Below are 18,289 nucleotides of genomic sequence, written 5' to 3' on the forward strand. Positions count from 1 at the left end.
GAAGACCTAGTTTCTATCCGCGCGGCCCGTGCGGGCCGCGACCGCCAGAAACTAGACGATATTATCGCGCGACACGGCGTTTCTATCCGCGCGGCCCGTGCGGGCCGCGACCGGGGACGCGAACGACGAGGGCCGCCAGGCTGATGTTTCTATCCGCGCGGCCCGTGCGGGCCGCGACGCGGCCGCGCGTTTTTCGTTTGTACGTCTGCGAGTTTCTATCCGCGCGGCCCGTGCGGGCCGCGACTAGAACTCGCCGCGACGGCCCCTGCAGCGGGCGAAGTTTCTATCCGCGCGGCCCGTGCGGGCCGCGACATGATGGTGGTCCTGTTTTGGTAGTTGACATGGCGTTTCTATCCGCGCGGCCCGTGCGGGCCGCGACGCGAAATTGCTTGGTGAAATAAAGGCAATTGAGGTTTCTATCCGCGCGGCCCGTGCGGGCCGCGACTGGTCACGGATATGCCCACATGTCGCTTGATGTAGTTTCTATCCGCGCGGCCCGTGCGGGCCGCGACCCGGGCTATTTGCTCCAGCGGATGCAGGATGTGCAGGTTTCTATCCGCGCGGCCCGTGCGGGCCGCGACATCTAGTATTTTCTCCGCCCTGCCCCCTAGGTTCGTTTCTATCCGCGCGGCCCGTGCGGGCCGCGACTGTTCCCTTATAACGCTTTGATGGAGCAGGTGAAATGCCTATAGTTCTGCGAAATAGGACGCTGCAGCAGGAAATACTGCCTGGCTTTGATGGCCAGGCATAATAAAAGTAGAAAAATCAAATTGTTAAAGAGCCGCGAACCTGCCAGGAAAACCCATGACACTTATGGTTCGCAGAACAGGTGGGAAACTAGAAAACGAGGGGACCATTCATATCCAAGGCAGGCTTTGCGCCAATGTGCTCAATACGGTTCTTCCAGTTCTTTCCCAGGAAGTAGAAGCGCAAGCTATCCACTTCATCATCGATCAGATCGATTAGCCGCTGTCGAAGGCGAACCCATTGATCAGGATCGACCTCTATCTCGAACACAGAGAATTGCACTCGCTGCCCGACATCACGGCAAGCCTTGGCAACCCGGCGCAACCTTCCTTCGCCCCCCTCTGATGACGTGCTGACGTCATAGCTGACCAGAACCATCATCGCTGAACTCTCCTAGTCGAGTCACTTCCATAAGAAGGGCGGGTAGGCATCCAGGTCGCCACGCAGATGGCGTGCCAGCAACTGAGCCTGCAATATCGGCAGCATGCCAATCGGAGCCTTCTCGCCGATAAAGGCGTGATTAAGTTCTTCACGCTTCCTCTCCTGATAGGCGGTCAGTACCGTCTTGCGCGCATCGTCGGTCAATACCACACCACCGCTTTCAGCAACCGTGAAGTCCTTTTCTCGTAGTTGGCGACGATTGACTAGAGACAGCGCCAATCTATCCCCCAGCAGGGGCCTGAACTCCTCGGCAAGATCGAGTGCCAAGCTGGGCCGGCCAGGGCGATCCCGATGCAGGAATCCTACCGCTGGGTCCAACCCTACGCTTTCTAGCGCCGAACGGCAGTCGTGGGTCAATAACGTATAGAGGAATGACAACAGCGCATTGAGGCGATCACGCGGCGGACGACGGTTGCGGCCAGTGAAGCGGAAGACTTCACCATCGTGGCGAACGAGACTATCGAAGACGCCGAAATAGACCTGCGCGGCTTCACCCTCCAGACCACGTAACCCATTCGTCGTGGGCTCTTGCAATAGATCCCGAGCGATTCGGCTTAGACGGGTGCGCGCCCTTTCCAAATCTTCTCGCTCAGGCGGCTCCAGCTTGCTACCGTAGTCTCGAAGCCCTCTGGCGATTACCGCACGCTGGTTATGCACCTTACCAATCAACAGACCGCGAACGATATCCGCACAACCAACCCCGTCATCGCTGGTGCGATACTGTGCACGCCTCAGCAGCACATTGCCTGACACCGGCCCCTCGATACGTGCAAGAAACTTACCGTTGGGGGTCAGGTGGGTAATGGTGACTCCTTGCTCGGCACAAAAGCCCATCAATGGTGGAGATACCAGCACCCTGCCGAAGCAGACCAGTGATTCGAGCATATGAATGGGAAGTCGTGCCCGCTCCTTGCCCTCGACATCCATGACCACATTGGCTCCATCCTTCTTGAGCCAAGCCCCCTCAGTAGTGATGTAGAGTGTATTGAGCTGGCGGCGCATACGATTCACTCATCCAGAGATTGAATTTGACGCTCCAGCCAGCGGCCTGCCGATCTCTGCTTACCCATGACCTGAGGTTGGCAGGCATCTATCAGCGAGCAGTGGTCGCAGCGCTTTGGCTCGTAGGTAGCGGATGGCGTACGGTTGCTATCGAAGAGGGCACGCGTCTCTGCGATGATTCGCAAGGTCAGTGTCCGAAGCTCTTCGTCGAACGTGACGGTCTTTCTCCTCCGGGTCTTGCCGTAGTACAGCGCGCCCTCCTCGATTCTGAGGCTCAGCATCTCCTCCAGGCACAGCGCCTGGGCACAGAGTTGTACTTCATCGGCTCGATGCGCCTTGGGCCGGCCACGTTTGTATTCTATGGGCCTCACCACGTGAGGTTGCCGGGTTTCGTCGAACTCAACCACATCGGCAACTCCGGTCAATCCCAGCACCTCACTGGCCAGCGGAAGCGCCATCGCGGTATGAATGCCGCGCCGGCGCTCATGGCCCAGGTGGTCGGCCCGCTCATGGAGAATGCGCCCTTCAGCCGTATAGCGGTTCTCCTCCCACTGCTGTTCGAGGTGAATCAGCGCACACTGGCGCGGGCAGAACAACATGTGCTGCAGCGCCGAGAGCGGGATCGGTCGAACGTCATCCTCCATCCCATTCGCCTACAGCTTCTCGTCGACGCTGACACCGGCCGGCAAGGCCTCTGCATCGACAGAGACGCGATAATCGCTGTAATGACGGGCTGGCGTGTTCTCCTCACCTTCGACACGCTCGACTTTTACGCTGTCGAACAGCAGGTGTGCCGGGGCATTACCCATCGGGTTATCGTGCTTGAAGACGATCAGCTTGCGCGCCGACATTTCGCCACGAGCAGCGGAGCGGTCATGCTCGAACATATTGACCAACGCGCGCCACAGCAGCTCGAGATCATCGTTCGAGAAGCCGGTACGCTCAGCGAGCTTGGCCGATATGTAGCCGTGGGCACGATAGAGGCCATAGGGAATGATGTGTTTGCGGCCCATGGTGCGCTCCTTCTCCAGATCGCGCTCATTGGTAACCGCCATTCGGGTGATCGAGACTTCCATCGGCACGACCGGGTCGATAGAGCTGGCAAAAGCCATCTGCACCGGGCCACGCACTTGGCCAGAGTTGACCTCGGTGGTCATTACCGCACCGAAGGTGCGAACATCGAAGAAATTCCGGCACATCCACTCCGTCAGCGCCCGAGCCTTTTCCACCTCTTTGGGCAGCTTCTTGGGCTCGGGTTTAATGTCGAGCGCATCATAGGCCTTCTTATGCTGGTTGTTGAGTACTGATTTCTCCTGCATATAGATGGCGTAGCCGGCTTCTTCTTCCTTCTCCAAGGCGACGTAGTTGCGGATCTTGCGCTTGAGGCAGACGTCTGTCACCAGCCCCTGGTTCGTCTCAGGGTCGAGCCGGGGCAGGTTGCCTGCATCCGGATCCCCGTTGGGGTTGCCGTTGGTGACGTCGAACAGCAGCACGAATTCGTAACGATTGGCGATGGCGGTCATTCCATATCTCCCGGGCTAGCCTCATCAGCATTCTCTTGTTGACGAGTCCATTTCTGTTGATAATAACCAATAGCAAACTTTCCTTGCTCCTGAATAGAAAGATGCTTAGGAAATTCCGCTGGCAGCTTTTTCATTATCTCACCCATTTTTTTCTCAATAGCATAGGCGACATTTTCTCTCTTATCTTTTCGTATCCTAGAGAAATGGTGAACAACACCTCGCGTCAGCATTGGAAACACATTCGCCGGGGTAGCTGAAGCCGCACCATAATAACGGTCACGTATTGTAGCATTGACTTCTTTACCTAGGGCTTCTCGCTGAGCATTCTCCAGTTCAGCAAACAGCCTTCCTAATAAGTAACTGGCATTGGTGCAATGTTGATCGAGACTCACGGGCACCTCCTGATAGTTGAAATTCGAGTTCGCTACGAGTCGTGCATCTCGTGCAAGTACAGCCTTGCAAAGCGCCACGCGCAGGCCAGTAATGCCACCATCGCTGCGAAAGCGCATCACTATGTTGTTCAACAGAGACTGAGGATAGCGACACCCGGTAAGGACGGAGCGCATCATCTCGCCGGCTAGTTGTGGCAGCACATCTTCAGCTTTTGGCCAGTCGCCACGAATGGGGGCTGTCTGCAGAGCAAGCCGCCTCACACCCGGCATCACACCTTTCCAAGGGATAGGCTCCAGCAGCATATCTTTATGATGTTGGGCATAGTGCTGAGCCAGGCGCTCCAGACTATCCACATACCAAAAGCGCACCGATAAGCGAGCAGCGTTAGGGGCAAGACCGAGCACGAAGAACTGGGTATCCGGTTCCAACAACGGATCCAGCTCCTGCAAAGGACGTCCTTGAGAAATATCGGTCAGCAAGGTACCCAGCTTGGCAGCCTCTTGCTCATCACTGGGCGGCTCATTGAGCATGGCGAAAAAGTCCTCGGCCGCCTCAGCATGTGCCGCATCCCTGGCTCTGGCCCAGAACACCACCGTGGCATCGCCGATCTGGAGCCGTTGACGATTATCGGTATCTCCTCTCAGCAAGTAATTCAGCGCCGTTGAGTAGCCAAAGATGGCTGATTTGGAAATCGAGGCGTTTTGATTCTTGCTGTAGCCGTAGGATTCATAAGCATCGCTGTTAAACGAGACGAGCGATGCGCCAGACGACTGTGCATCCCTGACGCCTCGAATTGCAGGGTGGTCGGTACCCAACGGGGCGATCTCACCGGTGATCAAGCATTGTCCCAGCTCCCCTTCACCACTTTCCAGCGCAGCGCCCCATAGCCGTCGTGCTTCATGGTTCTCATGCAAATACTGTCGCTGGCCATCGAGCCGAAATATAATATTGGTATCCAATACTTCTTCGCTGTAGCCAGGAAGACCGATGAGTTGCTCTGGCATCCATTGATCGAGCAGTCTAAGAAAGGCGATCAAATAGGGATCATCACTCTCGCCGAAGAGCGCGCGCTGACGTTCCTTGAATGCGTCATGCTCATCCACCAGTCGCTTACCTTCACCAGCAGAGACACCGAGGGCATACGCAGTCTTGTCCCACAGCGGATAGGCGTGGATTCCCGAGGTACGACGTTTGTCCACAGGCACCTGGCAAGGGCTGGGTCGAGGCTTCTTGCCGGTGGTATCGCGTAGATCGATGATCTGTAGCGGCTTTCCATCCTGGGAAAATACTAGGCAGAAGCTGACTTTCTCACTACTGAAGCCAGGCAGTGGCACTTTATTTTCATCAGCCAGTCGCTGATAGTAATCGTTCAGAGCGGTCAGGATCATGCCAATGCCTCCTCGAAAGGCGGCACCTCGATCACGCCGTCCTGCATCCTGGCGCGAAAGTAACGTGGCATCTTGCCGTTGGCGAAGTCGATGTCATGCAACATGAAGCCGAGATCACGCTCCCCATTTAGCTGTGGATCGACCTGTGGCATGTCAACCTCAGCTTCGATCAACTCAAATGCAGCTGGGAACTCTCGTGTGCCCAGGCATGGCATGTGGAAGCACTGTCCTTGGCGAGCACGGCGATTGAAGATGTCCAGATGCTTGCCGGGCGTATCGCTCTCGTCGGCACGCGAAGTGAACTCGAAGTGAGCCTCAATCACATAGCCCACATCGCGCAAAATGGTGGCAGCACGCTGTTGCCGATTCTGGTCAACGAAATAAGCCACGTCGTCGACACGCCCCGCCTTCATGGCCTTGGTAACGGTCGAGGCAGGCAGCTTTCCCGCGACTTCGTTGCGGCGCAGCGATTCGAATCGGATCGGTTTCAATACATGGATGCGATCCACGCACCAGCGAATCGCCGGCTTCCAATGGATAGCTTCCAGGATGCCTCGCGCTGCGGACGGCGTGATCACATCGTAGGAGAAACGCTCGACTTTCATCTCAGGCCGAGTAAAGCAGGCCCTCTCCCCCCAGATATGCAGACGAACTCCAAATGTCATGATTGCATCCTTTGGCAGATCCGCGCCCCGGCAGGTCGGGGCGACAACAGTAAGTACAACTGATAGGTTTCTATCCACTCCCTCACATAAGCCAGCCCAACCAAATGGGTAGTGCTACCGTTGCTAGGGAGACCAGCAGCCAAGCCCATCTTGTGGGCGCTTCGATCCTAGCGACCGCTGCTCCCCACTCCACCTCCAGTAAAATTCGTCTCCGGCAAATCCTGCACTGGAGAGTGAACTCTCTTGGATCCTGCTGATGGTTGGGGGGCATGGCCTGCTCTCAGCTCAATGTGGCTTAGGATAAGGCTAGTCCCAGTTCGCGAAATTTTCCAATTCCTATCCAGTTGTACTTACCACGTAAGATTTTCAGCCTTCACGAAGGTAGGCTCGCTCCAGTTCAGCCCAAGGCGCTCGTCATAGAGGTCCTTGTTTATCAGCACCATGAATTGCTCCCCGAACTTGTCAGGCTTAACAGCCGAGATGGCGCCAACCCGCTCCAACGCAGCGAAGCCTTGGCGTGGAACCTGTACGGTGTAGGGTTGCAGCTTGCGAGCGATACCACCGACTCCTTCGGCATGCTCTAGATCTCTCAGCGCGGCTCGGGCCTTATCGTCGAAGGGAATGATCACGGCACGCTGGTTGTTCTCGATCATGCGAAACTTCTGCTCGAGGGTTTCGAAGGGAAGTCCATCGAGACGGCCATCCTCAACCAACTTCAAAAGACCATGCCGGTCTAGCCGCTGCGGCCCCTGCTGCCAATACAGTAGGCGGAAGTAGGCCTCTATCGCTGCCAACGACAAAGGGTCATCTCCGTGATGCCTGAGCACTTCGACAGTAGCTTGAGCGAACTGCTTGAGTTCAGGAGGAGGCTCCCACTCTTCATTGACGGTAGAAAAGATCAACACCTCACTGTCGCCAACGGCACGCTTGCCTTCGCGATTACAGCGCCCAGCCGCCTGGGCGATGGAGTCCAGTCCTGCCTCGGCACGCAAGACGCGCGGGAAGTCGACGTCCACCCCTGCTTCTATGAGAGATGTCGAAACTACCCGGCAGGGCCTCCCCTGTTCCAGAACTTGGCGTATCTCGGCCAGTATCTGGCGACGGTGCACAGCGCACACCGAGGTGGTGAGATGATAGGCACCAGGCTGCTGGGCTATCGACTCGTACAGAGCCCGGGCGTGACGACGGTTATTGACGATGCATAGCACCTGATCGGTCGCGAGCAGTTGATCGCGAAGCTCCTCATCCGTCATGGGGCCAACATGACGCACTTGGACACGCTCCAGTTGCCGATAGAGCTTTTCAGGCTCTGGGGCAAGCTCCCTCAGGTTTCGCAAACCACCTTTGAAACTACTTTCAGAATCGTCGGTTTCGACCAGGGCCGGCTGAGTCGCCGTACACAGCACGACGCTGGTGCGATAGTTCAGCGCTAGTTCGTCCAGTGCCGTCACGCTGGGCCGCAGCAGCGGCAAGGGCGTGGTTTGGGCTTCATCCAGGATCACCACGCTGTTAGCAATGTTGTGCAGTTTGCGACAGCGTGAAGTCTTGGCAGCAAAGAGACTTTCAAAGAACTGTACCGCCGTGGTGACGATGATCGGTGCATCCCAGTTTTCGCTGTCGCGGCGCAACTTGTCGATACTTCGCTGGTCGCGCTGATTGTCAGTGTCGAAGGCGCTATGGTGTTCCAACACTGCCGCCTCGCCATGCTGCCCCAAGGCATGACGAAACACCGCAGCGTTCTGCTCGACGATACTGGTGAAGGGAATCACATAGATCACCCGATCCATGCCGTGGGCGATGGCATGATCGAGAGCGAAAGCCAGCGAGGCCAGCGTCTTGCCTCCACCGGTAGGTACTGTCAGCGAGAATCTACCTGGCGTGAGTTCGGCTTGGGAACGTACATGGGAGAGGATTTCTCCTCGCAAGCGATTGACGAAGTTGTCCGGCTTACTCGCCTGCAGGGTCTCTAGGTGCTCATCCAGCGACGCACGCAAAGCCTTGAGGGCTGGACCACCACCCCGTTCGCGGGGCAAACCGCTATCATGCTGAGCATAGAAGGTCTCGGTATCAATGAAATCGGCATCAACTAGGCAGGAAAAGAGCATCCGTGCAAGGAAGGCTGCCTGAAAAAACTTGCGGTCGCGTAGGGAAGTAAAATCCGCTGGTAGAGGTAACGTATCGGGGAGCGTAATTTCTTGCTGCCACAACGGGTCGAGAGGGGGCAAGTCTGCTTCTAAGCGGTTCTTCAGCGGCGTACGTTCGCCGCTATCCCGTCCATTGGCCAGTCCAGCATGATGGCCAGCAATTAGATAGGCCAATAGATGGCCAAGCTGCGGATATTTCTCGATGGCGACATGGGCGCCTGCCGTGGAGTGGTCAACGCGCTCCGGCGAACCTTCCAGACGCCGCTGGAAAGGCACAGTGTACTTGCCAAGGTCGTGCAGCAAGCCTATTGCCTCGCCCCATGGCGAGGCGCCAAACCGGCTCGCTCGCTGAGCTGCCAGTTGACCCACTGCGTTCAGATGCCCTGCTAATGGCTGCCAATGAGCTCTGTCGGCATCCTCAATGGAGTGCGCATAAAACATGCGTTCCCTGCCTGTCGTATTTTTCTAGTCCTTTTAGACAAGCATCTATCGTAACTTTTCGCTACAAGAAATTATCCATGGATTGAGCCAAGTCATGCGTTGTCTCAAACCACCTCCGCCACTTCCTCGAACGCCAGCCTCGGCCCCCTTGGGCGCTGGCTTTGTGGCTCCCCCACGCCGAGGTTGACCAAAAAGTTGCTCTTGTAGCGGCCGTCGGGGAAGAACTCTTCGTCGATCATGTCGTGGTCGAAGCCGCTCATGGGGCCGACGTCGAGCCCCAGCATGCGGGCAGCCACGATGAGGTAGGCGCCCTGCAGGGTGCCATTGCGGCAGGCGGTGTCGCTGGCCTTGTCGGGGTTCTCGGCGAAGCGCTCACGGGCGTTGGGGGAGCTGGGGAACAGCGTGGGCATGTGTTCGTAGAAGCGGGTGTCGATGGCCACGATCACCGTCACCGGGGCTTCGTGGGCCTTGTCGCGGTTGCCTTCGGAGAGCGCCGGGATCAGACGCGACTTGCCCTCGTCGCTCACTACGAAGACGTAGCGCGCCGGCTGGCAGTTCATCGAGGTGGGGCCCCACTTGAGCAGGTCGTAGAGCTCACGCAGGGTAGCCTCTTCGATGGGCTCCGGCCGAAAACCGTAGTGGGTGCGCGCTTTACGAAACACGGTGTCCAGCGCGGTGTCGTCGAGGGGCTGACGAGGCATGAAGCTCTCCAGGTCGCGGTATGCTTGTTTCACTTTACGCGCTCGTTACCGGCCGGTCACGACCGGTTGTGCGAAGCGTTACCCATTCAGCCAGACGATCCCTGCATTGAGGTAGCCCGCAAAGCTGACCCAGGCCAGGTAAGGCACCAGTAGCCAGGCAGCCAGTGACGAAATGCGAGCAAAGCGACGAATCGTCAGCAGCAGCAGTCCCCATAGCAGCACGAGATCGAGCAGGGCGACGACCATCAGGTTCATGCCGAAAAACAGCAGCGACCATAGCCCGTTGACTGCCAACTGGGCGACGAAGGGCCACAGCACCGTGACCCGTTGCTCGGGGGGAACGCGTAGCGTAACCCGCCAGGCGGCGATCACCATCAGCAGGTAGAGTATCGGCCAGACCACCGAGAAGACCCAGCCGGGTGGTGTGAGCGGCGGCTTTTCGAGCTCGGCATACCAGCCGCCAGGCGAGGTAAAAGCTCCAATCATGGCCACAAGAGCGACCAACAACAGCCAGCCGAGAAAGATCATCAACGAGTGACGGGGGGCGACGGAAGGGACTGTCATGCGCAACTCCTTTGCGGCTCGGTGTCGCCAGTGTGGGTCGAGGCCCAGGCGAATGCTACTTTATAAGCACAGCCCAACGCCTTACAAAAGGAAACTCTCATGCCTCGCTGCCGCTTGCTGTCATTTGCATGCGCCCTCCTGATGTTTGTCTCTCCCTTGGCCCTTGCCCAGCAGCCCACCCAGGAGTACCAGGCCTACGAGGACGCCCTGGCCCGGGGCGAGCGCCACGCCAACGTATGGCAGTACGGCTGGGCGGGGGTGTACGCCTCCACGCTGGCCGTCAACGTCTATCAGGCCAGCGAGTCGGACAGCCGCGACACCCGCTACGACGCCAGGGTGGGCGCGGTGAAGTCGGCCCTGGCGCTGGCCGGCACGCTGATGGACCGTCAGCCGCACCCGGCAGCCCGCCGACAGTTGCGCGAGGGAGATGGCGATATCGAGAGCGCGCGCCGGCTGCTGCACGAGGTGGCCGCGGAGGAGCGCCAGCGCCGCAGCCTGGAAGCACGCCTCGGCTCGCTGCTGGTGAATACGGCCTCGGGCCTGCTGATCGGCGTGGGCGACGGTCGCGGCCGCGACGGGGCGATCAATTTCGCCACCGGCATGCTGGTCAGCGAGCTGCAACTGCAGACCCAGCCGCGCCAGGCCACGGCGGCGATCAATCGCTTCCAGCCGGCGCGGGTCTCGTTCGGCGACATGCACCTGGAAGGCGAATACGCTCTGCTGCTGATGCCCAATCAGTTAGGGGTGGCGCTGCGCTATTGAGCCCTTGATGAAACGTGTTGGTTAGAGCCAAGAGCCCAGGCTGCCGAGTCTGGGCTCTTATTGGGCTCAGCTATGTTATGATATAACATCTCTAAAATGACACTTGGCCTGTTCCATGCTCGATACGCTGCTCTGGTGGCTGACGTCACCCTTCGACTATGCCTTCATGCGCCGTGCTCTGGTGGCTGCCCTGGCGCTGTCGCTCAGCGCACCGATTCTCGGCGTGTTTCTCACCTTGCGCGGCATGAGCCTGATGGGCGAGGCACTGTCCCATGCCATTCTGCCGGGTGTGGCCGTTGCCTTCATGCTGGCCGGCTTCTCCCTGCCGCTGATGATGACCGGCGGCGTGCTGGCCGGGCTGGTTACCGTGGCCCTGGCCGGCGGGGTGACGCAGTTCAGCGGGCTCAAGGAGGACGCGGCCATGGCCAGCCTGTTCCTGGTGGCCATGGCCGCGGGCGTGCTGATCGTCAGCTTGTCGGGGAACGCGCTGGACCTGGGCCATGTGCTGTTCGGCACCGTACTCACGGTGGACAGCAGAACGCTGATGCTGGTGGCGGTGGCCAGCAGTGCGATAGTGCTCGGTGTGGCCATCGCCTTTCGTGCCCTGGTGATGGAGTGCCTGGACCCGCAGTTCCTGACGCTCCAGGGGCGCCACGCCGGCTGGACCCATGCCCTGTTCATGATGATGGTGGTGCTCAGCCTGGTGGTGAGCTTCCAGACCCTGGGCACCTTGATGGCAGCCGGCCTGATGCTGCTGCCTGCCGCCGCCGCACGCTACTGGAGCCAGCGCCTCGAGGGGATGATCGCCATCGCCGTGGGGCTTGCGCTGATTTCCAGCGTGGTGGGGCTGCTCGTTTCCTATCACGCCGGATTGCCCTCCGGCCCCGCCATTATTCTGCTGGCGGGGCTGGGCTATGGCGCTTCCGTGCTGCTGGGAACCCATAGAGGGCTGTTGCTGCCTTATGTCCGGGCAAAGTCTGCTGTGGCACCCGGCCATGCCAAACTGCGACAATGACGGTTCCCTTTTGCAACGAATGCGGGATACTGCCGCCCTTGGCCTGGCCAATGTTCATCCCCACATGGGGGTATGGCGTTATTCAGCACTGCACTTTACCAACCATTTTGTTATGTTATATCTTAATCTGTTTCGCGAGGGTCACCGCATGGTACACCGCACGCACCGCCATCGCCCCGAGGGGCCGTGTCATTTCTCGCTGATGTCACTTTCCGCCACGCGCCGCCTGCTGCTGGCTGCCGCGCCGCTGGGCGTGCTGTGGCTGGCCGTTTCCTGGGCGGCAGGGTGGTGGGGCTGATGCCAGTGGAGCAGAGCTCACGTCTGGAGCTGCGCGACCTGCAGCTGGCCCAGGCCAACCGTACCGTGCTCGAGCACGTGAACGGCCGCTTCCGCGATGGCGCCATCACTGCCCTGGTGGGAGCCAACGGTGCGGGCAAGAGCACGTTGATCCAGGGCATCATGGGCATGCTGCGTCCGGTGGCGGGCAAGGTGGTGTGCGCGGTACCCAAAGAGCGCCGCGCCTGGCTGCCCCAGCAGCTGGCACTCGATCTCACCTTTCCCATGAGCGTGGAAGAGCTGGTGATGACCGGCAGCTGGCCGAGCCACGGCGCCCTCACCGGCTACTGTGCCCGTCACTATCGCCGTGGGCGTGAGGTGATGGCGCGGCTGGGCATCTCGCACCTGGCTCATCGCCCCTTGGGCGAGCTCTCCGGTGGCCAGCGCCAGCGCGCACTGATCGGGCGCACCCTGATGCAGGAAGCGGAGCTGCTGCTGCTCGACGAGCCGTTCGCCAACGTCGATGTGGAAACCGTCGAGGTGCTGATGACGGTGCTGCAGCAGATGGCCGCCGATGGCGCCACCATCATCGTGGTGCTGCACGACATGGAGCAGCTCGCACGCCTGGCCGACGAGGTGGTGGTACTGAACCACGGCCACGCCCAGTGGACCACGGCCCGGGAGATCGTCCACAGCCGCCCCACCGCTGCCGAATCGGCGCGCCTCGCCCTTGGCATCCCGGGGGTGGGGGCATGATCGAACTGCTTCACGAGTGGCTGATTGCGCCCTTCGATTACGGCTTCATGCGGCGCGCCGCGGTGGCCGGCCTGGCCCTCTCGCTGGCGGCACCGCCCATGGGCGTGTTCCTGATGCTGCGCGGCATGAGCCTGATCGGCGATGCCATGGCCCATGCCATTCTGCCCGGCGTAGCGCTGGGCTTTCTGCTTGCCGGCTTCTCGCTGCCGGCCATGAGCCTGGGCGGCGTGCTCTCGGGGCTGCTGGTGGCGATGCTGGCGGGCAGCGTGTCGCAGATGACCGGCCATCGGGAAGACTCGGCCATGGCCAGCTTCTTTCTGATCTCGCTGGCGGCGGGGGTGATGCTGGTCTCGCTGGGGGGTAGCAGCGTCGATCTCACCCACGTGCTGTTCGGCTCGATTCTGGCGGTGAACACCACCGCGCTGCTGCTGATCGCGGCAATCAGCAGCGTGATCGTCTTGACCCTGGCGCTGATCTTCCGTGCCCTGGTGGTGGAGTGTCTCGATCCGCTGTTCCTGCGCGGCCAGGGCATGCAGGGCGGGCTGGTACATGGCGTCTTCCTCGGTCTGGTGGTGCTCAACCTCACCGCCGGCTTCCAGACCCTGGGCACGCTGATGGCGGTGGGTCTGATGATGCTGCCGGCCACCACTGCGCGCTTCTGGAGCAAGCGCCTGGAAGGGCTGATCGGTATCGCCGTGCTGTTGGCCTTGGTGGCCAGCACCGGCGGACTGCTGCTGTCGTATCACCTCAGTATTCCTTCCGGTCCGGCGATCATTCTGCTGGCCGGGGTGGGCTATGCACTCTCGGCTCTGTTCGGCCGTCATCACAGCCTGCTGGCCAAGCTGCGCCGGCACGCCACGCCACTCGGCTCACCCGAGCCGCACTGACCCTAGACGAAAAACACCAAGCTACGAGGAGGCTTACCATGCGACACGCCACACCTGCGGCCCTGATCCTGGGCACTTCGGCCATGCTGGCGCTGCCGGCCGCCATCGCCGCCGAACGTATTCAGGTCGTCACCAGCTTCAGTATTCTGGCCGACATGGTGCAGAACGTGGGCGGCGAGCATGTGGAGGTCATTTCGCTGGTCGGCCCCGACAGCGACGCCCATGTCTACTCCCCCACGCCGCGCGACGCCCGTGCCCTGGCCGATGCCGATCTGGTGGTGTTCAACGGCCTGCTGTTCGAAGGCTGGATGGAGCGGCTGATCGACTCCAGCGACTACAGCGGCCCGCTGGTGACCACCACCGACGGCATCGACAGGCTGGACTATCACGGTCATGACCATGAGGAAGCGCATGGCCATGACCACGATCATGACAATGGCCACGAGCACGAGCATGATGACCACGGCCATGATGACCATGGCCACGACCACGACCACGACCACGATCATGACGACCACGGCCATGATGACCATGGCCACGGGCACGATCATGCGCATGGCGATTACGACCCGCACGCCTGGCAGGATCTGGCCATGGGCAAGGTGTACGTGGGCAACATCCGCGACGGCCTGATCGAGGCGGACCCGGACAACGAAGCCGCCTATCGCGAGAATGCCGAGCGTTACATCAACGAGCTGGCGGCCACCGACGCCGAAATCCGCGAGCTGCTGGGCGAGATTCCATCTTCCACCAGCGTGATCACCGGGCATGACTCCTTCGGCTACTTCTCAAACGCTTACGGCATTCGCTTCCTCTCGCCGGTGGGGCTCTCCACCGAGGCCGAGCCCAGCGCCGCCGACATGGCCAGACTGATCGACGTGATTCGCGAGCAGGACGTGCGCGCTCTGTTCCACGAGAACATGACCAGCCCGGCGGTGATCAATCAGCTCGCCGAGGAAACCGGCCTGCCCATTGCCGGCACGCTCTATGCCGATGCGCTGGCAGCAGAAGGCGAGGCCAGCACCTATCTGGGCATGATGCGTCACAACGCCCAGGTGCTGCACGACGCCCTGGCCGAGCCGGGTCACGACGATCACGGTCATGACCACGGGCACAGCCATGACCATGGCGATAACGGCCACGACCATAGCCACTGAGGTAAACCCCAGTACTGTCCACAGGGGGGCGCCGACGGCGCCCCTTTTTTCGTCTCTCGCTCCCGCCTTCCTTCACACCTCTCTGGCTTTCATTCGATCCAGTACCGCAAGACACCCGATTGGCACGTTCTGTCTCCTCACCCCTAGACCAAAGTCTTAATCCTCTCATTTACCTCACACAGATGGCACGAATTGCAAAAAGTGTGGCTCGATGCGTAAACCCAGCGAATCACTTTCCTCCTACCATGATCCAGCGTGCCTGGGAGCGAGTAACCGCTTTTGAGCCAACTCACACCCTTTGCACAAAGGTTCACCAAATTATGCACAGGCTTATCCACAACCCGTCGTAACGACCCAACGCCTCTCACAACAACCACAAGGGCAGACAATGACAACGACACGCCGCTTCACCCTGGGAGCGCTTGCCGCCTCCATCATGCTCGCCGGCCAGACAGCACACGCCGAGATTACCGACAACGAGATCCGCATCGGCTACCTGGCCGACATGTCGGGCCCCTATCGCGACCCCATCGGCCCCTTGGGGCTGGATGCCATCCAGATGGCCATTGAGGATGTCGGCGGCAGCGTTGCCGGCGCCAACATCGTGGTCTTCAGCGCCGACGACCGTAACAGTCCCGACGTGGGCTCGAGCATCGTTCGCGAGTGGATCGACGAGCGCAACGTCGACATGGTCACCGGCCTGGTGGCCTCTTCCGTCACCCTGGCCGCCGTTCGGCTGCTGGAGGAAGAGAATCGCCTGGGCCTGGTCAACGGCGCCGTCTCTTCCGGCGTCACCAACGAGAGCTGTTCGCCCAACCACATCCACTGGGTCTACGACACCTGGGCCATGTCCAACGGCACCGCCAAGGCGATCACTCAGGAAGGCCACCACAACTGGTACCTGCTCAGCGCCGATTATTCCTTCGGCCACGCGCTGGAAGGCGACGTCGAGCGAGTGGTGCTGGAGAATGGCGGCACCATCGTGGGCAAGGCGCGCCACCCCTTCCCCAGCAACGATTTCTCCTCGTTCCTGCTGCAGGCCCAGGCCTCCGGTGCCGACGTGATCGCCCTCAACAACGCCGGTTCCGACACCATCAACGCCATCACCACGGCTGGCGAATTCGGCATCACCCAGGCAGGTCAGGTGCTGGCAGGCATGGTGCTGTTCAGCACCGACGTGCGCAGCATCGGCCTCGATGCCGCCCAGGGGCTGCAGTTCACCAAGGCCTGGTATTACGACCTCAACGACGAAACCCGCGCCTGGGCCGAGCGTTTCCGCGAGCGTACCGGCAGCATGCCGACCATGGTTCACGCGGGGCTCTACTCCAGCACGCTGCACTACCTGCAGGCCATCGACGCCATCGGCACCGACGAGGCTCAGGCCGTTCGCCAACAGATGGCGGATACGCCAATCAACGACATCTTCGCCACCGGCGGTTACATCCGCGAGGACGGGCGTATGGTGCATGACATGTATCTGGTGGAAGTGAAGACACCGGAAGAGTCCCAGAACGAGGACGACCTGTTCCGCGTGGTGCGCACCATTCCGGCCGAAGAGGCTTTCCGTCCGCTATCGGAGAGCCAGTGCCGACTGGTCGCCAACGGTGCCTGAGCCAGGAGGACCATGCCATGAACCATGTGCCCCCCACCGCACCGGCAACGGTCAATGCCTCTTTGCTGTGGGTGCTCTGCCCCGACGAGCCGGGCCTGCCTGCGGCTGAATCTGCAGACAGGCAGACGGGCCGCGAGGCAAGCACCCGCCGCCTAGCAGGGAAGCGCGGCCATGCCCCCATCGTCACGGCGGGGGCGACACGCCAGCGACAGCGTGGCATTGCGGCCAACAATGACTGAGAGGTCCAGGTAATGATGAACCAGACAGCATCCACACCCAGCAGAATTCAGCAGAACACCATCGGCGCCGCGCTGAGTCGCAGCGCACGCAAGCACGGCGACAAGCTGGCGCTGGCCTTCGAGAGCCGGCGCTGGAGTTACGCCGAGCTGAATCGGGCGGTGAACCGGGTCGCCAACCGCCTGCTGGCATCGGGCCTGGCGCCGGGCGACCGCCTGGCCGCCTACGGCAAGAACTCCGATGCCTACGTGATCGCCTGGCTGGCCGCCACCCGCGCCGGCCTGGTGCACGTGCCGATCAACTTCGCGCTGAGCGCCGATGAGCTGCGCTACATTCTCGAGCAATCCGGCGCGAGTGCGCTGCTCAGCGACCTGAGCCTGGCCGACAACGTGGCCAGGGCGAGCGAAGGGCTCGGCCTTTCGCTTTCCGGTACCCTGCACGCCGAGGGCGAGACGGGCTTCGACGTGCTGCAGGTAGCCCTCGACAAGGAGAGCGGCGACGCTAGCGAGCCGGATGTCGCGATCGACAGCGCCAGCCTGGCCCAACTGCTCTACACCTCGGGCACCACGGCGGCACCCAAGGCGGCGATGATGACTCACCAGGCGCTGCTCGCCGAGTACATGGCCTGCATGGTGGAGCTCGACATCAAGGGCGACGAGCCGATGCTGGCCGCCCTGCCGCTCTATCACTCGGCGCAGATGCACGTGTTCCTGATGCCGGCGCTGCTGCTCGGCGCCCCGGTGCACCTGCGCATGGCGCCGCTGCCCGACGACTGCCTGGCGCAGATCGCCGGCGAAGGCATCGCTTCGTTCTTCGCCCCGCCTACAGTGTGGATCAGCCTGCTGCGTCATCCCGGCTTCGACAAATTCGATCTCACGACGCTGAAGAAGGCCTACTACGGCGCCTCGATCATGCCGGTGCCGGTGCTCGAGGAGTTGCAGCAGCGCCTGCCCGGAGTAGGGCTCTACAACTGTTACGGCCAGAGCGAGATCGCCCCGCTGGCCACCGTGCTTCGCCCCGAGGAGCACGCCGAGCGCCCGGCATCCGCGGGCCGCCCCATCCTCACCGTGGAAACGCGCGTGGTCGACCTGGAGATGAACGACGTGCCACCCGGGGAGCACGGCGAGATCGTGCATCGCTCGCCGCAGTTGCTCACCGGCTACTGGGACAAGCCCGAGATGAGCGAGGAAGCCTTCGCCGGTGGCTGGTTCCACTCCGGCGACGTGGGCTACTTCGACGAGGCGGGCTACCTCTACGTCGTCGACCGCATTAAGGACGTGATCAACACCGGCGGCGTGGTGGTGGCCAGCCGCGAGGTGGAAGAGGGGCTGTTCAAGCACCCTGCCGTCTCCGAGGTCGCCGTGATCGGCCTGCCCGACGCCAAGTGGATCGAGGCGATCACTGCCGTGGTGGTGCCCAAGGAGGGCATGGCGGTCAGCGAAGAGGAGCTGATCGCCCACGCCAAGGCCCACATGGCGCCCTACAAGGTGCCCAAGCGCATCCTCTTTGCCGAGGCCCTGCCCAAGAGCACCGCCGGCAAGATTCTCAAACGCCACCTGCGCAAGGAGCTCGGCTGAC

Annotated in this window: 18 protein-coding genes and 1 CRISPR repeat array; of the genes, 9 read left to right on the forward strand and 9 right to left on the reverse strand. The window is 61.0% G+C overall.

What is annotated here, in order from left to right; genetic code table 11:
- Positions 1-9 precede the first annotated feature (9 nt).
- Positions 10-648: a CRISPR direct-repeat array (repeat unit 33 nt; unit sequence GTTTCTATCCGCGCGGCCCGTGCGGGCCGCGAC).
- 189 nt (positions 649-837) lie between these two features.
- The 9 genes from cas2 to C4S71_RS15465 all read right to left on the reverse strand — a co-directional run bounded on the left by cas2 (position 838) and on the right by C4S71_RS15465 (position 10,009).
- Complete coding sequence (gene cas2, locus C4S71_RS15425; protein ID WP_010626372.1) at positions 838-1,128, reverse strand: CRISPR-associated endonuclease Cas2; 291 nt, start codon at positions 1,126-1,128, stop codon at positions 838-840.
- Between the two features lie 21 nt (positions 1,129-1,149).
- Positions 1,150-2,190, reverse strand: coding sequence for a type I-C CRISPR-associated endonuclease Cas1c (cas1c, locus tag C4S71_RS15430; RefSeq protein WP_103969721.1), 1,041 nt, complete (start codon positions 2,188-2,190; stop codon positions 1,150-1,152).
- Between the two features lie 5 nt (positions 2,191-2,195).
- On the reverse strand, positions 2,196-2,834 hold the full coding sequence (gene cas4, locus C4S71_RS15435; protein ID WP_103969722.1) for a CRISPR-associated protein Cas4: 639 nt from the start codon (positions 2,832-2,834) through the stop codon (positions 2,196-2,198).
- A 9-nt stretch (positions 2,835-2,843) separates the two neighbouring features.
- Positions 2,844-3,713 (reverse strand): type I-C CRISPR-associated protein Cas7/Csd2, encoded by an 870-nt coding sequence (cas7c, locus tag C4S71_RS15440; protein ID WP_103969723.1) that lies wholly within the window; start codon positions 3,711-3,713, stop codon positions 2,844-2,846.
- Entirely contained in the window at positions 3,710-5,494 is a 1,785-nt protein-coding gene (gene cas8c / locus C4S71_RS15445; RefSeq protein ID WP_010626368.1) for a type I-C CRISPR-associated protein Cas8c/Csd1, read from the reverse strand. The genes cas7c and cas8c overlap by 4 nt, the downstream gene beginning before the upstream one ends.
- Positions 5,491-6,159 carry a type I-C CRISPR-associated protein Cas5c gene (gene cas5c / locus C4S71_RS15450; RefSeq protein WP_103969724.1) on the reverse strand — a complete coding sequence of 223 codons (669 nt, stop codon included), beginning with the start codon at positions 6,157-6,159 and terminating at the stop codon, positions 5,491-5,493. Before cas5c ends, cas8c begins: the two co-directional genes overlap by 4 nt.
- A 350-nt stretch (positions 6,160-6,509) precedes the next feature.
- A complete protein-coding gene (locus C4S71_RS15455; protein ID WP_103969725.1) occupies positions 6,510-8,744 on the reverse strand; it encodes a CRISPR-associated endonuclease Cas3'' in 2,235 nt (744 codons plus the stop codon).
- A 104-nt stretch (positions 8,745-8,848) separates the two neighbouring features.
- Positions 8,849-9,445, reverse strand: coding sequence for a malonic semialdehyde reductase (locus C4S71_RS15460; protein ID WP_103969726.1), 597 nt, complete (start codon positions 9,443-9,445; stop codon positions 8,849-8,851).
- Positions 9,446-9,523: 78 nt separating this feature from the next.
- Positions 9,524-10,009: a TspO/MBR family protein gene (locus C4S71_RS15465; RefSeq protein ID WP_103969727.1), complete on the reverse strand. Its 486-nt coding sequence runs from the start codon at positions 10,007-10,009 to the stop codon at positions 9,524-9,526.
- Between the two features lie 141 nt (positions 10,010-10,150).
- On the opposite strand from C4S71_RS15465, the gene C4S71_RS15470 reads away from it, so the two are divergent.
- From C4S71_RS15470 to C4S71_RS15500, 9 genes are all read left to right on the forward strand, one after another.
- Complete coding sequence (locus C4S71_RS15470) at positions 10,151-10,771, forward strand: hypothetical protein (RefSeq protein WP_234251920.1); 621 nt, start codon at positions 10,151-10,153, stop codon at positions 10,769-10,771.
- A 115-nt stretch (positions 10,772-10,886) separates the two neighbouring features.
- Positions 10,887-11,786 (forward strand): metal ABC transporter permease, encoded by a 900-nt coding sequence (locus C4S71_RS15475; RefSeq protein WP_103969729.1) that lies wholly within the window; start codon positions 10,887-10,889, stop codon positions 11,784-11,786.
- Between the two features lie 148 nt (positions 11,787-11,934).
- Complete coding sequence (locus tag C4S71_RS22620) at positions 11,935-12,084, forward strand: hypothetical protein (protein WP_176342816.1); 150 nt, start codon at positions 11,935-11,937, stop codon at positions 12,082-12,084.
- Positions 12,084-12,818 (forward strand): metal ABC transporter ATP-binding protein, encoded by a 735-nt coding sequence (locus tag C4S71_RS15480; RefSeq protein ID WP_086509497.1) that lies wholly within the window; start codon positions 12,084-12,086, stop codon positions 12,816-12,818. The genes C4S71_RS22620 and C4S71_RS15480 overlap by 1 nt, the downstream gene beginning before the upstream one ends.
- Positions 12,815-13,705 (forward strand): metal ABC transporter permease, encoded by an 891-nt coding sequence (locus tag C4S71_RS15485; protein WP_086509498.1) that lies wholly within the window; start codon positions 12,815-12,817, stop codon positions 13,703-13,705. The genes C4S71_RS15480 and C4S71_RS15485 overlap by 4 nt, the downstream gene beginning before the upstream one ends.
- Positions 13,706-13,743: 38 nt before the next feature.
- A complete protein-coding gene (locus C4S71_RS15490) occupies positions 13,744-14,862 on the forward strand; it encodes a metal ABC transporter solute-binding protein, Zn/Mn family (protein ID WP_103969730.1) in 1,119 nt (372 codons plus the stop codon).
- 388 nt (positions 14,863-15,250) lie between these two features.
- Entirely contained in the window at positions 15,251-16,474 is a 1,224-nt protein-coding gene (locus C4S71_RS15495) for an ABC transporter substrate-binding protein (RefSeq protein WP_086509500.1), read from the forward strand.
- Positions 16,475-16,491: 17 nt separating this feature from the next.
- On the forward strand, positions 16,492-16,713 hold the full coding sequence (locus tag C4S71_RS22335; RefSeq protein ID WP_146064613.1) for a hypothetical protein: 222 nt from the start codon (positions 16,492-16,494) through the stop codon (positions 16,711-16,713).
- 15 nt (positions 16,714-16,728) lie between these two features.
- Positions 16,729-18,288, forward strand: a complete 1,560-nt coding sequence (locus C4S71_RS15500) for a fatty acyl-CoA synthetase (protein ID WP_103969764.1) — start codon at positions 16,729-16,731, stop codon at positions 18,286-18,288.
- The last annotated feature ends 1 nt before the right edge of the window (position 18,289 follow it).

Source organism: Billgrantia desiderata (assembly GCF_900108215.1).
GTDB lineage: Bacteria > Pseudomonadota > Gammaproteobacteria > Pseudomonadales > Halomonadaceae > Halomonas > Halomonas desiderata.

What these genes read in the sequence shown, in the direction of transcription:
- cas2 (WP_010626372.1), bottom strand. Translation starts at nt 1,128, where the DNA reads ATGATGGTTCTGGTCAGCTATGACGTCAGCACGTCATCAGAGGGGGGC.
- cas1c (WP_103969721.1), bottom strand. Translation starts at nt 2,190, where the DNA reads ATGCGCCGCCAGCTCAATACACTCTACATCACTACTGAGGGGGCTTGG.
- cas4 (WP_103969722.1), bottom strand. Translation starts at nt 2,834, where the DNA reads ATGGAGGATGACGTTCGACCGATCCCGCTCTCGGCGCTGCAGCACATG.
- cas7c (WP_103969723.1), bottom strand. Translation starts at nt 3,713, where the DNA reads ATGACCGCCATCGCCAATCGTTACGAATTCGTGCTGCTGTTCGACGTC.
- cas8c (WP_010626368.1), bottom strand. Translation starts at nt 5,494, where the DNA reads ATGATCCTGACCGCTCTGAACGATTACTATCAGCGACTGGCTGATGAA.
- cas5c (WP_103969724.1), bottom strand. Translation starts at nt 6,159, where the DNA reads ATGACATTTGGAGTTCGTCTGCATATCTGGGGGGAGAGGGCCTGCTTT.
- C4S71_RS15455 (WP_103969725.1), bottom strand. Translation starts at nt 8,744, where the DNA reads ATGTTTTATGCGCACTCCATTGAGGATGCCGACAGAGCTCATTGGCAG.
- C4S71_RS15460 (WP_103969726.1), bottom strand. Translation starts at nt 9,445, where the DNA reads ATGCCTCGTCAGCCCCTCGACGACACCGCGCTGGACACCGTGTTTCGT.
- C4S71_RS15465 (WP_103969727.1), bottom strand. Translation starts at nt 10,009, where the DNA reads ATGACAGTCCCTTCCGTCGCCCCCCGTCACTCGTTGATGATCTTTCTC.
- C4S71_RS15470 (WP_234251920.1), top strand. Translation starts at nt 10,151, where the DNA reads ATGTTTGTCTCTCCCTTGGCCCTTGCCCAGCAGCCCACCCAGGAGTAC.
- C4S71_RS15475 (WP_103969729.1), top strand. Translation starts at nt 10,887, where the DNA reads ATGCTCGATACGCTGCTCTGGTGGCTGACGTCACCCTTCGACTATGCC.
- C4S71_RS22620 (WP_176342816.1), top strand. Translation starts at nt 11,935, where the DNA reads ATGGTACACCGCACGCACCGCCATCGCCCCGAGGGGCCGTGTCATTTC.
- C4S71_RS15480 (WP_086509497.1), top strand. Translation starts at nt 12,084, where the DNA reads ATGCCAGTGGAGCAGAGCTCACGTCTGGAGCTGCGCGACCTGCAGCTG.
- C4S71_RS15485 (WP_086509498.1), top strand. Translation starts at nt 12,815, where the DNA reads ATGATCGAACTGCTTCACGAGTGGCTGATTGCGCCCTTCGATTACGGC.
- C4S71_RS15490 (WP_103969730.1), top strand. Translation starts at nt 13,744, where the DNA reads ATGCGACACGCCACACCTGCGGCCCTGATCCTGGGCACTTCGGCCATG.
- C4S71_RS15495 (WP_086509500.1), top strand. Translation starts at nt 15,251, where the DNA reads ATGACAACGACACGCCGCTTCACCCTGGGAGCGCTTGCCGCCTCCATC.
- C4S71_RS22335 (WP_146064613.1), top strand. Translation starts at nt 16,492, where the DNA reads ATGAACCATGTGCCCCCCACCGCACCGGCAACGGTCAATGCCTCTTTG.
- C4S71_RS15500 (WP_103969764.1), top strand. Translation starts at nt 16,729, where the DNA reads ATGAACCAGACAGCATCCACACCCAGCAGAATTCAGCAGAACACCATC.